Source organism: Mycobacterium sp. IS-1590 (genome assembly GCF_001500025.1).
In the GTDB taxonomy this organism is placed as follows: Bacteria; Actinomycetota; Actinomycetes; order Mycobacteriales; family Mycobacteriaceae; genus Mycobacterium.
This window is the reverse complement of record NZ_LQIW01000030.1, coordinates 1-13,755: the sequence shown is the minus strand read 5'-3', so window position 1 is coordinate 13,755 and position 13,755 is coordinate 1. Positions and strand designations below refer to the sequence as shown.

At 66.0% G+C, this 13,755-nt stretch carries 17 protein-coding genes and 1 tRNA gene; 10 read left to right on the top strand and 8 right to left on the bottom strand.

Annotated elements, in window-relative coordinates; all coding sequences use genetic code 11:
• The 5 genes from AU197_RS17620 to AU197_RS17600 form a co-directional block, all read left to right on the top strand.
• A partial coding sequence (locus AU197_RS17620) for an NAD-binding protein (protein WP_156434461.1) occupies positions 1–504 on the top strand: 504 nt, incomplete at its 5' end.
• 30 nt (positions 505–534) lie between these two features.
• Entirely contained in the window at positions 535–1,083 is a 549-nt protein-coding gene (locus AU197_RS17615; RefSeq protein ID WP_064403991.1) for a hypothetical protein, read from the top strand.
• Positions 1,084–1,205: 122 nt separating this feature from the next.
• Complete coding sequence (locus AU197_RS17610; protein ID WP_064403993.1) at positions 1,206–2,621, top strand: PepSY-associated TM helix domain-containing protein; 1,416 nt, start codon at positions 1,206–1,208, stop codon at positions 2,619–2,621.
• Positions 2,614–3,135, top strand: coding sequence for a copper chaperone PCu(A)C (locus tag AU197_RS17605; protein ID WP_064403990.1), 522 nt, complete (start codon positions 2,614–2,616; stop codon positions 3,133–3,135). The genes AU197_RS17610 and AU197_RS17605 overlap by 8 nt, the downstream gene beginning before the upstream one ends.
• Positions 3,128–4,339: a Dyp-type peroxidase gene (locus AU197_RS17600; protein WP_064403989.1), complete on the top strand. Its 1,212-nt coding sequence runs from the start codon at positions 3,128–3,130 to the stop codon at positions 4,337–4,339. Before AU197_RS17605 ends, AU197_RS17600 begins: the two co-directional genes overlap by 8 nt.
• A gap of 14 nt (positions 4,340–4,353) precedes the next feature.
• Here the strand turns inward: AU197_RS17600 and AU197_RS17595 are convergent, their stop codons facing one another.
• A complete protein-coding gene (locus tag AU197_RS17595; RefSeq protein ID WP_064348016.1) occupies positions 4,354–4,770 on the bottom strand; it encodes a DUF5313 domain-containing protein in 417 nt (138 codons plus the stop codon).
• A 17-nt stretch (positions 4,771–4,787) separates the two neighbouring features.
• The gene (locus AU197_RS17590) at positions 4,788–5,288 is read right to left on the bottom strand and encodes a MarR family winged helix-turn-helix transcriptional regulator (RefSeq protein WP_064403988.1); all 501 of its coding nucleotides are present in this window, start codon (positions 5,286–5,288) and stop codon (positions 4,788–4,790) included.
• 91 nt (positions 5,289–5,379) lie between these two features.
• On the opposite strand from AU197_RS17590, the gene AU197_RS26490 reads away from it, so the two are divergent.
• Positions 5,380–5,535: a hypothetical protein gene (locus AU197_RS26490; RefSeq protein WP_197415582.1), complete on the top strand. Its 156-nt coding sequence runs from the start codon at positions 5,380–5,382 to the stop codon at positions 5,533–5,535.
• Between the two features lie 5 nt (positions 5,536–5,540).
• Here the strand turns inward: AU197_RS26490 and AU197_RS17585 are convergent, their stop codons facing one another.
• Positions 5,541–6,695, bottom strand: coding sequence for a PP2C family protein-serine/threonine phosphatase (locus AU197_RS17585; protein WP_064403987.1), 1,155 nt, complete (start codon positions 6,693–6,695; stop codon positions 5,541–5,543).
• Positions 6,692–7,492: an alpha/beta fold hydrolase gene (locus AU197_RS17580; protein ID WP_064403986.1), complete on the bottom strand. Its 801-nt coding sequence runs from the start codon at positions 7,490–7,492 to the stop codon at positions 6,692–6,694. Before AU197_RS17580 ends, AU197_RS17585 begins: the two co-directional genes overlap by 4 nt.
• Before the next feature lie 155 nt (positions 7,493–7,647).
• Here AU197_RS17580 and AU197_RS17575 point away from each other — a divergent pair, with 155 nt between their 5' ends.
• Positions 7,648–8,433: a SigB/SigF/SigG family RNA polymerase sigma factor gene (locus tag AU197_RS17575; protein WP_082696728.1), complete on the top strand. Its 786-nt coding sequence runs from the start codon at positions 7,648–7,650 to the stop codon at positions 8,431–8,433.
• Position 8,434: 1 nt separating this feature from the next.
• On the opposite strand, the gene AU197_RS26085 is transcribed toward AU197_RS17575, so the two are convergent.
• A complete protein-coding gene (locus AU197_RS26085; protein WP_082696727.1) occupies positions 8,435–8,839 on the bottom strand; it encodes an HNH endonuclease signature motif containing protein in 405 nt (134 codons plus the stop codon).
• A gap of 61 nt (positions 8,840–8,900) precedes the next feature.
• A tRNA-Thr gene (locus AU197_RS17570) sits at positions 8,901–8,972 on the bottom strand.
• A gap of 50 nt (positions 8,973–9,022) precedes the next feature.
• Here AU197_RS17570 and AU197_RS17565 point away from each other — a divergent pair.
• Complete coding sequence (locus AU197_RS17565) at positions 9,023–9,346, top strand: hypothetical protein (protein ID WP_064403984.1); 324 nt, start codon at positions 9,023–9,025, stop codon at positions 9,344–9,346.
• A gap of 2 nt (positions 9,347–9,348) precedes the next feature.
• Here AU197_RS17565 and AU197_RS17560 read toward each other — a convergent pair whose 3' ends face one another.
• Positions 9,349–10,170 (bottom strand): hypothetical protein, encoded by an 822-nt coding sequence (locus AU197_RS17560; protein WP_064403983.1) that lies wholly within the window; start codon positions 10,168–10,170, stop codon positions 9,349–9,351.
• 100 nt (positions 10,171–10,270) lie between these two features.
• Between AU197_RS17560 and AU197_RS17555 the strand changes: the two genes are divergently transcribed.
• Both AU197_RS17555 and AU197_RS17550 read left to right on the top strand, forming a co-directional pair.
• A complete protein-coding gene (locus AU197_RS17555) occupies positions 10,271–10,984 on the top strand; it encodes a response regulator transcription factor (RefSeq protein ID WP_197415581.1) in 714 nt (237 codons plus the stop codon).
• Positions 10,985–11,080: 96 nt separating this feature from the next.
• Positions 11,081–12,499, top strand: coding sequence for a sensor histidine kinase (locus tag AU197_RS17550; protein ID WP_064403981.1), 1,419 nt, complete (start codon positions 11,081–11,083; stop codon positions 12,497–12,499).
• Here AU197_RS17550 and AU197_RS17545 read toward each other — a convergent pair.
• Positions 12,487–12,891 (bottom strand): HIT family protein, encoded by a 405-nt coding sequence (locus tag AU197_RS17545; protein ID WP_064403992.1) that lies wholly within the window; start codon positions 12,889–12,891, stop codon positions 12,487–12,489. The two genes, AU197_RS17550 and AU197_RS17545, sit on opposite strands and share 13 nt — an antisense overlap.
• Between the last annotated feature and the right edge of the window lie 864 nt (positions 12,892–13,755).

The following is a 13,755-nucleotide window of genomic DNA, read 5'->3' as shown; positions in this document are numbered from 1 at the left end:
GCGGGGAAGCTGGCCATCATGGTGTCGGGGCCGCGAGCCGACTACGAGACGTGCACGCCGCTCTTCGAAACCCTCGGGCGGGCGACGTTCGTCGGTGAGAAGCCCGGTGCGGCACAGACGATGAAACTGGTCAACAACGTGATCGCCGCGACGACACTCGCGGTCACCGCCGAGGCGATGGTGGCCGGTGTGAAGGCCGGTCTCGACGCCCGGGTGATGATCGACGTCCTCAACGCCGGTTCCGGCGGCACTCACGCCAGTCGGGACAAGTTCCCGCGTGCGGTGCTGCCCCGCTCGTTCGACTACGGCTTCGCGACGGGGCTGATGGTCAAGGACGTCCGGCTCTACCTCGACGAGGCCAAGGCGCTGGGTCTGCCGACCGAACTCGCCGACGCCGTGGCCCGGGTCTGGGAGGCGACGATGGCCAGCGAGGGTGCCGAAGCCGACTTCACCGCGGTGGTGAAGCCCATGGAGGCCGCCGCGGGTGTGGTGGTCGAGGGGTGAGCCCGCGGCGCCGGCGGTAGAGTTCGGCCCGTGAACACGCCGAAGTCGCGCGCGCGTTGGGTGCGCGGGGGTCTGGTCGGTGCGTGTTCTGCCCTCTTGACCGCGACCGCGCACACCATCGCCGGGGGCCGACTTCCCGGGGGATCGGCGCTGGTCGTCGCGGTCCTCGTGTGCGCCACGGTGGGAGCCGCGGTCGCGCGGCCCGGGCTCGACGGCCGGTATGCGCGGCTGCTCGGCGTCGTCGGCGCACTGAGCCTCGCGCAGTTCTTCGGCCACCTGGCGTTCGTCGTGGCCGGCGGGCACGTGCACTCGGCCACCGCTTTGGGGTTGACCCCCGCGATGGTCGCGGCCCACGTCGGTGCCGCGGTCGTCCTGGGAGCGGCGATCGCGGCCGTCGAATACCTCTACGTCGTCTGCGTGTCGGTGCTGCAGTGGTTGCGGCTATTCGCGACCTCCGGCCCGCGCCCGCGCGTACGACGGGTGCACCGTGTCGTCAAAACCGTTGTCGCCGAATCCGTTCTGTTCAGTTACGGGCTCGGCATGCGCGCTCCGCCACTGAGGTCGGCAACGGCGGCTTAGCCCCGCCGCGCATCGAGATCGGCCGCGACAGACGTCGTGGCTTTCGACGTAATTCACCGTCACCTCAATTTCCGGCTCGTCGAGTGCGCTCGCCGGGCCGCCGGCTGAAGGTTCGCCATTTCATGACAACGACCCCCACCCTCGGCACGCCCGCGCGTCCGCGTCAGCGCGGCGTGCGTCCACTGCTCCTTCGATTGCATTTCTATGCCGGCGTTTTCGTCGGCCCGTTCATTCTGATCGCCGCGCTCACCGGTTTGTTGTACGCGGTGATCCCCCAGATCGACGAGACTGCCTTCCGCGAGACGGTCACCGTCGATGACGTCGGTGAGCACCGACTGCCCCTCACCGAACAACTACGCACCGTGCACGCCGCGTATCCCGACGGAGTGGTGGAGCGAATCGGCCCGCCCGTCGCGGTCGATGACACCACGCGCGTCGTGCTCGCCGTCGACGACGTGCCGCCCGACTACGCCCGGACGGTGTTCGTCGACCCGTACAGCGGTGAGATCCGTGGCGCGCTGACCACGTACGGCCAGTGGCTGCCGGTTCGCGCGTGGTTCGACGAACTCCACCGCAACCTGCATCTCGGTGCGCTGGGCCGCAACTACAGCGAGCTTGCGGCGAGTTGGCTGTGGGTGATCGCGCTCGCGGGTCTGGCGCTGTGGTACCTGCACCGCCGCGACAGCAGGAAACTGCGCCGCATCGCGCTTCCCGACCGCGACAAGACGGACCGTCGTCGCACCCTGTCCTGGCACGGCGCCGTGGGCGTCTGGAGCATCGTCGCGCTACTCGGGCTGTCGATCACCGGCATCACCTGGTCGCGGTACGGAGGTGAGACGGTCAATCTGCTGCAGGAAAGGCTGAACACCACAGCGCCGTCGGTGGACACCGCACTCGTGCAGCCGGCCGACACCGACGCGGGGCACCGGCACCAGCACGCAGGGACCGTCATCGGCGGCGGTGACGCCGCGCCGCACGGTGCGGACGCAGCGTTGAGTGCGGCCCTGGCCGCGGGCCTGTCGGGCCCGATGTGGATGTACCCGCCGAGCGGCGAAGGCCGAGGCTGGGAAGTCGCGGAGAACAAGCGGGACTGGCCCACCCGGTACGACGCGGTCTCGGTGGACCCCGATTCCGGAGTCGTCATCGACCGGGTGAATCAGGGCGACTGGCCGTTGCTGGCCAAACTCACCAACTGGGCGATCGACGCGCACATGGGTGTGTTGTTCGGGGTTGTGAATCAGATTGTGCTGGCGCTCACCGCGATCGGATTGATCACGATCGTCGTCCGCGGCTACCTCATGTGGTGGCAACGCAGGCCGACGAGAGGTTCGGCGTGGGCGACCGGGCGACCGCCGTTGCGGGGCGTCCTGCGTGGAATGCACCCGGGGGTGATCGCACTGCTCGTCATCGGCGCGGTCGCGGTGGGCTGGGCGTTGCCGCTGTTCGGCCTCAGCCTCGCCGCGTTCCTGGTCGTCGATCTCATCGTCGCAGCGGCCAAGAAGCGGGGCGTGGCGGAGGAGGCGAAAGCCGATGTCTGACAGCTTCTCTCATGCTGTGTGCGTTGTCGGCGCCGCGATACTCGTCGCCGGGTGCACGACACACGGCCAACACGACGAAGGGCCGATGGCCTCGGAGGTGACGCTCTCCGATCAATGGGCCAGTTCGGCGGAGACCGGTATGGCCGCGGTGTTCGGCACGTTCACCAACGCCGGACATCACGACGCGCGGATCGTCTCGGGACGCTCGGACGCGGCCGGACGGGTCGAGGTGCACGAAGTGGCCTCCGATGCGGGTGCAAAGACGATGCGCCCTAAGGACGGGGGCTTGGTGGTTCCCGCCGGGGGCTCACACGCCCTGGTGCCCGGGGGCGATCACCTGATGCTGATGGACCTCGAACAGCCGCTGCTGCCAGGTTCCGAGGTGACCCTGACCGTGGAGTTCGAGGACGGCTCGACGCTGCCGGTGACCGCCCAGGTGCGCGACTTCGCCGGCGCCAACGAGGATTACCGGCCGTCCGCGGGCGGTTCCGCGCCGCACCACGACCATGGGTGAGGGTGCGGCGGACGGTCGGTTTCACCTCAACCGGCGTCGTCTTCTCGCGGGCGGCGCCGTCGCGGTGGCGGCGGGGGCGACGCTCACCCACAGCGGCATCGCCCAGTCCGCCGTCCCTGCCGACGCCGTCGACCGGGCCGTCGAACCGTTCCACGGCACACATCAGGGAGGTGTCGCGACAACCCCGCAGGCGCACGCGCTGTTCGTCGCACTCGACCTCGAACCCCAGCCCCACCGCAGTCCGAGGGAAACCCTGGCGGCCGTGCTGAGACTGTGGACGTCGGACGCCGAGCGGCTGACTCAGGGCACCCCGGCGTTGGCCGACACCGAACCCGAACTGGCGCAACGGCCGGCCAGGCTCACCGTCACCGTCGGTGTCGGTCCGGGTCTGTTCGACCGGATCGGGCTCGGGCATCGACGCCCACGGGCGGTGGCCGAGCCGCCGGCCTTCGCCACCGACCGGCTCGAGCCGCAGTGGTGCGGCGGTGATTTACTGCTGCAGATCTGCGCTGACGACCCGATCACCGTCGCGCACACCAGCCGAGTTCTGCTGAAGAACGTGCGCACCATGACCCGGCAGCGATGGCGGCAGAGCGGATTTCGTCAAGCGGCGGGCTCGGAGGCGCACAGCATGCGAAATCTGATGGGCCAGATCGACGGGACCGCCAACATCGTCGACGAGGCGGGCTTCGGTCGACACGTCTGGGACCACGGTGACGATCAGCCGTGGTTCGCCGGCGGCACTGTTCTGGTCCTTCGCCGGATTCGCGCCGAGATGGACACCTGGGACGAACTCGACCGAGCCAGCAAGGAACTCAGCGTCGGCCGTCGCCTCGACAGCGGCGCCCCATTGACCGGGAGCCGAGAAGACGATGCGCCGGACTTCGATGCGGCCGAGGACGGCATACCGGTGATCCCGCCGAACGCGCACATCGCGCTGGCCCGGCCGCACGGCGACGACGAGCGATTCCTTCGGCGGCCGTACAACTACGACGACGCGCCGTCCGCCGGTCGTATCTCCGAGAGCGGGCTGATTTTCGCTGCGTATCAACGTGATCCGGCCGTGCAGTTCACACCTGTGCAGCGGCGGCTCGCCGCGGCCGATGCGTTGAACGAGTGGATCACCACGATCGGGTCGGCGACGTTCGCGATCCTGCCGGGCGTCGGGTCGGGCGGCTACCTGGGACAGACGCTGTTGTTTTAGGCGTCGCCGCGTGGCTAGAAGGGGCTGCTGTTCTGCTGCCAGCGCGCCTCTTCGGGACGCGGGCCGAACCGGCGGATGTAGTCCTCGTGCATCCGCGCGTCCTTCTTACGCTTGATCTCGTCGACCAGGTTCTGGTCCAGCCCGTGCTGGGTGAGACGGTGCCGACGCCAGATCTTGTTGAGCGCGAGCGCCATGAGGATCGCCCAAATATAGATCGGCGCAGTCATTTCCAGATGTACATACAGCGATGCCGGAAGCAACCAGAACGGGGCCAGCACGAACAGGGGTGGGATCGCCATCCGGATCATGTGGCGGCGCAACGCGCCCGGGCCGGCCAGGTCGCGTGCCACCCATTCGCGCATGGAGTCCGGAAGCCGGCGTCCGTACGAATAGGTGATGTATTGAACGATGTTGGGGCGGGCGGCAGCCACGGTTCCTCCTTGAGTTGTCAGTTGTCGAGTGCGCCCGCAGCGAGAGCGGCAGCGTTCACGCGGTTCAACACGTCGCGAAGAGATTCGAGTTCATCGAGGCCGACACCGAGGCGCTCGACGACGGCAGGCGGTATCTGCAGTGCACGGCGTCGCAACCGCACACCTTCCTCGGTGAGCCGCACATCTGTGGCCCGTTCGTCGACGGCGCTGCGTGTCCTGGTGATGAAGCCGAGCGACTCGAGGCGTTTGAGCATCGGGGACAGCGTCGCCGAGTCGAGTTGCAGCGCGCTCGCGATGTCCTTGACCGACAGCGGCTTTGTGGGCGGTTGCGCCGTCTCCCCGGTCTTGTAGTGGTCCCACAGCGCCAGCATGACGAGGTACTGAGGATGGGTCAGGCCGAGCGGTTCGAGCAGCGGGCGGTAAATCGCCAGCACGGCTCGGTGGGTGACGGCAAGCGCGAAGCAGACTTGCTGTTCGAGCGCGAGCGGGTCGACCCGGGCGGGTATTGACGTGGACACGACTCCATCGTGGCCTAATAGTTAGGGTCCTAGCAATGTACTTCTGGTCACACCGGGTTTCGTCGGAGAGCAAGCGGTCCATCCATGTCGAATGTCAACGCAGAACGATCCGCCGGCCACTCCGATCGACGCCACCAAGGCGACCGAGGAACAACGGGCACTGCAGGACGACCTGGACCACCGCGACGACGATCCGCAGGCCCCCGGCGGGCATCAGGACCGCCACGACGTCGCAGACGAGACCTGACCTGATCAGGCGATTGCGGGCACTCCGAGCGCAAGCACCGCGGCGTCATCCTTGAGTCCAGGCCCGAAGCCCGTGAGCACTTCCTTCAACGCCTGGACGATGGTGTCCGCGGTGGCGGGTGCGTGAACGTCGACGAAGGCGAGCAGGGCCCCTTCGTCGTCGTAGCGCTGATGGCCGATCCCGGTGTTCGCCTCGGTCAAACCGTCGGTGTAGAGCACCATGGTGTCCCCGGGCGCCAGGTGGAACTTGTGTGCTACGAACCGCGCGTCATCGGTGATTCCGGCCGCATGGCCACCGACGGTGTCGGCGTAATAGGCCGATCCGTCGGCGCACAGAAGCAGCGGCGGCGGATGGCCCCCGCTGGCGAGTGCCACGTCGAAACCGTCGCCGCTCATGGTGAGGCTTCCGTCGATCACCGTGCACAGCCGGTTGCCGTCGATCTCGAGGTCCTGCATCAGCACCGAATTGAGTATGTGAAGCGCCTTCACCGGATCGTGGTCGGCGACCGCGGCCGAGCGGAGTACATAGCGCGCCAGCCCCGCGACCACCGCGGCGTCGACGCCTTTTCCGGCGACGTCGCCGAGGAAGAATCCCCACGTTGAGCGTGACAGCGGGAACAGGTCGTAGAAGTCGCCGCCGACGTCGTCGTCCGATGCGGTGTGATAGTAGGCCGCGGCGTCCAGTCCCGGCGGCGGTGCGAGAAGCGGTGGAAGCAATGAACGCCGCAAGGTTTCGGCGAACGCCTGCACCCGACTGCGCTCGGCTTCGGCCCGTTCGCGCTGCGCGAGCAGTTCCTGCTCGTACGATCGCCGATCTTTGGCGTCGACCGCGCTGATGCGCACCAGCTCCGGGTTCCCGTCGGCGTCGAACTTCGTGTTGGCCGTGAGGAATATCGGTAGCCGCGTTCCGTCGGCGGTCAGGAAATCAAGCGTCACGCCGTCGAGTTTCCCGAGCATTCGCAGCATCCCCCGGAAGTGCGTGTCGTAGTGCAAGCGTCCCCCGACGGTCAACAGGTCGGTGATCAGCTTGCCGCGCAGGCTATTACGGTCGTAACCCAGCCAGTCGGACAGTGTCGCGTTGGCGCGGATGATGCGGCCGTCGGGGTGGGCGATCGCGTTGCCGGTGGGCGCGTTCTCCCAGTGGTCGTCCAATCCGGTCATGTCGGGAGGGCGAACGCGGCGATCGCTTGGGCCGTGGCATCCGGATCGCTGACGTGAGGGCAGTGGCCGGTGGCATCGAGTGTGATCAGCTGACTACCGGAGATATGTTGGTGCACATAGGCTCCGACGGATGGCGGTGCGATCGCGTCCTCGGAGCATTCCAGGATCAGTGTGGGCACCGAGACTTTCGGAAGGTCCGCGCGATTGTCGGACAGGAACGTGGCGCGGGCGAAGACACGTGCGCAGTCGGGATCGGTTCGGCAGAACGACGCCTCGAGTTCCTCGGCCAGCTCCGGTCGCTCGGCATTACCCATGATCACCGGAGCCATGGCATGCGACCAGCCGAGGTAGTTCAGCTCCAGGGACTCCAGAAGTTCGTCGATGTCGGCGCTCGAGAATCCGCCGTGATAGCCGTCGTCGTCGATGTAGCGAGGCGACGGAGTGACCATGACGAGCTTGGCGATACGGTCGGGCTCCCCGATGACCGCGAGCACACCGATGATCGCCGCCACCGAATGCCCGACGAAGACCACATCACGAAGGTCGAGGTCACGCAGAATTTCGATGATGTCGTCGGCGTAGCCGTCCAGCGACGAGTACTTGGCGCTGTCCCATGCGCTGGGGTCCGAGGCCCCGGAGCCGACGTGATCCATCAACACGATGCGAAACTGCGACCGCAGCCTGTCGACGATGAGTCGCCACAGGTTCTGGTCGCACCCGAAACCGTGGGCCAGGAACAGCGTCGGACCGCTGGTGCGGCCAACGATCTTGATGTTGTTCCTGGTCCAGACGTCCATGTTCAGCAGCTTAGAAGCCGCCGACAACGCTGTGCACATCGCCGCAGCCAGGTCGGGTTGTCAGCGCGTTTCGGCTGGTCATTACAGGGGTATACGAGTCAGTCAGGTTCAGAACCGCGAGCCGCGCTTTCATTTTCTAGGGACGGACGTACCCCGTGGCTGGACCCAATTCCGACTATTCAGACGTGACACAGATGTTCCGTCACCTCAAGACCCTCGACGAGGGGTCGAGCGCCTATCACCGGCAACGCGATCTCATTTGTGCGCGCTGTCTGCCGCTGGCCGAGCACATCGCACGTCGTTACCGCAATCGCGGTGAATCGCACGAGGATCTCGTGCAGGCAGCCCGGGTCGGGCTGGTCAATGCGCTCAATCGGTTCGACGTCGACAACGGAGCGGAATTTCTGTCCTTCGCCGTACCGACGATGATGGGCGAGGTCCGCCGGCACTTCCGTGACCACGCGTGGGCAGTGAAAGTGCCGCGCACCGTCAAAGACCTCCAGATGCGCGTGAACAAGGCGACCGCCAAGCTGGCCCAGGGTCTGGGGCGAGCGCCCACTGCGACCGAGATCGCCGAACATCTCGGCGTCGATCGCGAACAGGTGGTGCAAGCGGCGATCGCCGGGTCGAATTATTCGACGCTGTCGACCGACATACCTGCGATGCGCGATGACGATTCGGCGTCCATAGGTGACAATTTCGGCAGCGACGACGCCGGCTTCGACAAGGTGCTCAACGTCGAAACCGTGCGACCGTTGATCGCGGCCCTTCCGGCACGCGAGCGTGAGGTCCTGACGTTGCGCTTCTTCGAGGACATGACGCAAAGCCAGATCGCCGCGCAGATCGGTTGTTCGCAGATGCACGTGTCGCGCCTGCTCGCAAAGGCGTTGGAAACGTTGAGAAGTCAGGTCAAGGCATCATTCCTCGCCGCTGCGAGCTGATTCAATAAGACTCACCCTTGGCGAATCGCTGCCGACGGTAAAAGCGCCCGTTGCCCCGGTTTCTGCTCTTGTAAGTCGGTAGCTGCGAATCACAATTCGGACATACCATTCGCAAGTTCTCCCGGCAGTTGTTCGTCGGATCGCCGTCGATGTGGTCCATCACGAACGCGAGCGGTTGATCCAGCCAGACGCCGGTTCCGCCGCATATTGCGCAGCAACCCGATTGGGCGTCAAGGAGATACCGCCGAATGTAGTGTTCGCGGCGGCCATCGATCCACGCCTCCCCGGATTCGAGCCAACGCTCCGTACTGCTGTCGCGTCGCGCCGCCGCCTGACACGCATTACTGCAGTAGACCTTCTGACTGCGTTTCGAGAGCGCTGAACCGCAAGCTCGGCATTGCCTCACACGACGGACGTTATGACGCCACACCGACACGGCGCAGGGCGCTGGGGCCGTTCATGATCGGAGCCCCCTGTCAGGATTGAACTGACGACCGCTCGCTTACAAGGCGAGTGCTCTACCACTGAGCTAAGGAGGCCTGCGGGCATCGAGTTTATCTGGTCGTCGGTTCGGGGAACTCCGCTGCCCGTGACTGTCAAGGACGATCTACTCGCCGACTTCCCGCAGGTGTACCCGGGCCTCACGCGGTCCGAGGTCGAACAACTCCTGACGCTGCTCGACAAGGGCGCGACCGCAGGGGGCCTCGGCCTGAGCATCGCCACCGCCATCAAACCGCTGGTGCCCGACATCGCCCAGCGCATCGAGTCCTACAAGCAAACCGATGTCGACGACTATGTGCGGATGCTGCGCGGCGCGGCCGTCCTGTTGCTGCAGCGTTGGCAGCCCGAAGACCAACCTCCGACTCCGGACAGCGTGTCAGCGGCGATCAAGACGATCGAAGCCGACGCCTGAGTTCACTCCTCCACATCGATGATGCGTCGAGAGGTCACCGTCCTCGACGTGGTCCGGGCTCGCGGCCGGCGCCCCGGCAGCGGAATCCGGTCGGCGATATTGCTCAGCGGATTGACGACCTGACTCAACGTCACGACGGCGTCGTGCAGCGCGTCGATCGTCGGCGCCAACGCCTCCAGGCCGGGCGCGAGCCGGTTGAGCGTGTCCGCGACGTCGGCCAGCTTGAGCAGCGGACCGTCTGGATCGGTGAGCGTGTCCAGCAGGCCGTCCTCGGCCAGTAAGCGGTCGGCCACGCCGTCTTCACGCAGCACCCGTTCCACGAGGCCATCGTTGGCCAGCAGCTGGTCGGCGAGCCCACCCGGTGCGATCACCCGCGACAGAGCACCGTCGTCGGTGGTCATCCTGTCCACCAGACCGCCCTCGGCCATCAGCTGGTCCACCAGCCCGCCTGGAGCCACGGCCCTCGCGACCGCGCCGTTCTCCGCGGTCACGCGGTCAAGCAGGCCACCCTCGGTGGTCAGCTGATCGACCAGCCCGCCCGGTCGCAGCAGCCGGTCCAGCGGTCCGTTGGGTGCCAGGGCCCGGCCCAGCGGGGCGTCGTCATCCATCAGACGTGCCAACCGATTCGCCCGCTCGACCGCGTCGTTGAGGCCCAGCATGGTGGCGAGAGACGCCGATCCGGGCCCACCCTCGGCGGCTTCGCCGAGCGTGCGCTGCGCCATGCTCACCGCCCCGGTCGCCATGGCCAGCCCCGCGTCGGCGACCGCCAGGGCGGCCCGCGCCGGTGCGGTCGCAATTTCGGTCAGCGCTTTACCGAAGTTCATCACCTCAGTCTATGGACGGCGCAAGATGAGAACTCACAGGAAGTACACAGCCTGCTGGCAGGAACATCACCGGTGACAGACGGACAGTGAATAGGTGGCCATGCCTGCATTAACCGAGAACGCACCGGAGGCCAAGATCCTCGTAGTAGACGACGAAGCCAATATCGTCGAGCTGTTGTCCGTCAGCCTGAAGTTCCAAGGTTTCGAGGTCTACACCGCCTCCAATGGACCGGCCGCGCTGGACAAGGCGCGTGAGATACGTCCGGACGCCGTCATCCTCGACGTGATGATGCCCGGCATGGACGGTTTCGGGCTTCTGCGCCGACTGCGCGCCGACGGTATCGACGCGCCGGCACTGTTCCTCACCGCGCGCGACTCGCTTCAGGACAAGATCGCCGGCCTCACCCTCGGCGGTGACGACTACGTGACCAAACCGTTCAGCCTCGAGGAGGTGGTGGCCCGGTTGCGGGTGATCCTGCGCCGTTCGGGACGCGGCGTCGAGGAGCCCCGCAATTCCCGGCTGACCTTCGCCGACATCGAACTGGACGAGGACACCCACGAGGTGTGGAAGGCGGGGGAGCCGGTCGCGTTGTCGCCGACGGAGTTCACGCTGCTGCGGTACTTCATCATCAACGCGGGAACGGTGCTTTCGAAGCCCAAGATCCTCGACCACGTATGGCGCTACGACTTCGGCGGCGATGTCAACGTCGTCGAGTCCTATGTGTCTTACCTGCGCCGAAAGATCGACACGGGGGAGAAGCGCCTGTTGCACACGTTGCGCGGCGTGGGGTACGTGTTGCGCGAGCCGCGGTGATGAGCGCTTGCGCGAAGAACAGACAAACCCGATGAGCGCTTGCGCGAAGAACAGACAACCCCGACGGAGGGCCGCGGGCGCGCCGACAATGGGTAGATGACCGCACGCGTGCCGTTGAGAGTGGCGCTGGTGGCGGCCACCCTGTTGTTGGTGGCGTGCGGTCTGCTCGCGTCCGGCGTGGCGGTCACGACGATCCTGCGCCACACCCTGAGCAACCGCGTCGATCAGGAATTGCTCGATGCTTCGCGCGGGTGGGCCCAGGCGCCGCGCCAGGGCGCCGACAACGCATTGGAAAGCCCCAACCCCGCACGGCCACCGACGAATTTCTATGTCCGCGGTGTCGGCGCCGACGGACACGTCTGGATCGCCGTGAACGACCGAGACGCCGAACCGGCGCTACCGCCGGACAACGATGTGGGCCCCGAACCGGTCACCATCGGCTCGCTCAACGGGTCGGATGTGCGGTGGCGCGCGATGACGGTCCGCAGCCCGGACGGGGTCGTCACCGTCGCCGTCGACTTCTCCGACGTGCAGACCACAGTGCGCGAGTTGATCTACGCACAGGTGGGCATCGGACTGGCGGTGCTGGTGGTCCTTGGGGTGGTCGGCTATGCGGTGGTGCACCGCAGCCTGCGTCCACTGGTCGAAGTCGAGCAGACCGCGGCGGCTATCGCGGCGGGTGACTTCGATCGCCGTGTGCCCCAACGCGACCCGCGCACGGAGGTGGGCCGGTTATCGTTGGCGCTCAACGGCATGCTCGCCCAGATCCAGACCGCCATGGCGGCCTCGGAGGCCTCCGCCGAGCAAGCCCGCAATTCCGAGGAGCGGATGCGACGGTTCATCACCGACGCCAGCCACGAGTTGCGCACACCGCTGACCACTATCCGTGGCTTCGCCGAGCTGTACCGCCAGGGTGCGGCACGCGACGTCGAGATGCTGATGAGCCGCATCGAGAGCGAATCCGGCCGCATGGGCCTGCTCGTCGAGGACCTGCTGCTGCTCGCCCGCCTCGACGCGCAGCGCCCACTCGAGCACCGGCGTGTCGATCTTCTGACGCTGGCCACCGACGCCGTCCACGACGCGCGATCCATCGCCCCCAAGCGAGCTATCAGGTTGGAGGTGCTCGAGGGGCCCGGCACCCCGGAGGTACTCGGTGACGAAGCGCGGCTGCGCCAGGTGTTGGGCAACCTGACGGCGAACGCGCTTCAGCACACCCCCGAAACCGCTGGGGTCACCGTGCGGGTGGGCACCGCGGGGGATCGGGCAGTGCTGGAGGTGTGCGACGAGGGGCCGGGTATGACGGAAGACGACGCGCAGCGGGTGTTCGAACGGTTCTATCGCGCAGACTCGTCACGCACGCGGGCGAGCGGTGGCACCGGGCTGGGATTGTCGATCGTTGACTCGCTGGTTCTCGCTCACGGCGGAACGGTCGACGTCACCACCGCGCCGGGGCAGGGGTGCACGTTCAGGGTCAGCTTGCCGCGCATCGCCGATGTGGCGGCTCAGGTCAGCTGAGCCAGCGCAGCCTTGATTTTGGCCTGGGCCTCGTCGAGGGATTCCGGTGACGGGTTCTGGTCGGCGTTGGCGAACCCGAAATCGGCGAGATCGTTGGTGGGGAAGACGTGCACGTGCAGGTGCGGCACCTCGAGGCCGGCGATGATGACACCGGCCCGCTCGGCGGGGAACGCCTTGACCACGGCCTTGCCGATCAGCTGGGACACCTCCATCACGCGACCGAAGACCGCAGGTTCGACGTCTTGCCAGTTGTCGATCTCGGCTCGGGGCACAACGAGCGTGTGGCCCTGAGTGATCGGGGCGATCGTCAGGAAGGCGACGATGTCGTCGTCTTCATAGACGAACCGGCCTGGTAGCTCACCGTTGATGATCTTCGTGAACACGCTCGCCATGGCATCGAGCATAGTGAGCGACTCGCCGCGGCCGAGTGCGCGTCGGGAGCCCAACTCTTCGGGAGGTAGGCGTTTCGACGCGCCGTTGGGGCATCGAGCAACGATGGATCTTCGTCCCGGACATGCCCGCAAGATGATGAGTCCGGAGCGAGTGGAAACCGCATGCGCGTTCTCCTCGTGGTAATTGACGGCCGCGTTTCACGGTGGGATGCATTCCTAGCAACATTGCAATAACCAACGCCGGGTTTTACCTTTCAAGATCAAAACGTGTGTTGGTTAATTTTGACAGTTTTGCTTTGTCTGACATTGGTTTCACACGCTGCACAAAGGGGATGGATTTTGGTGAAAAAATTGACGCAACTTCCGCCGATTTCAATTCATTTCAGCCGTTTGCCACTTACAGAATTCACATTCGGATCGTCACTCGGGCGAAGGGGATTCAGTCATGTCACATCGCAACGCCAAACTCGTACTTCTCTTGATGATGACCCTCATTATCGCCCTGACCTCCGGGTGCGTAATACCGGTGACGATCGATTGCACTCCGTTCTTCTGCACCCCGTAACACTCGGTCCACGACGGACTTCCCGCGATAGCCGTTTGCTGTTATCGACGATTGGTGCCTGCCGATTTCGGCGAATGCGGCGACAATGCGCGGCCGGCTTATATCGGATTCGGTGGACTAGAGGTTCGTTCGGCACTGTCGAACCCAGGCGATGGGTCCGAACCTATCCGCCGCGCACCATTCGAACAGCGGCGAGTTGTCAGAACGGTGGGGGTTTGGTGCCGGCTCGGCGGGCGCCTTCGATGCCGGCGTCGACGGTGAGGTTGTAGGGGGGGTCGTCGGTGGGTGGGGGTTTGGTG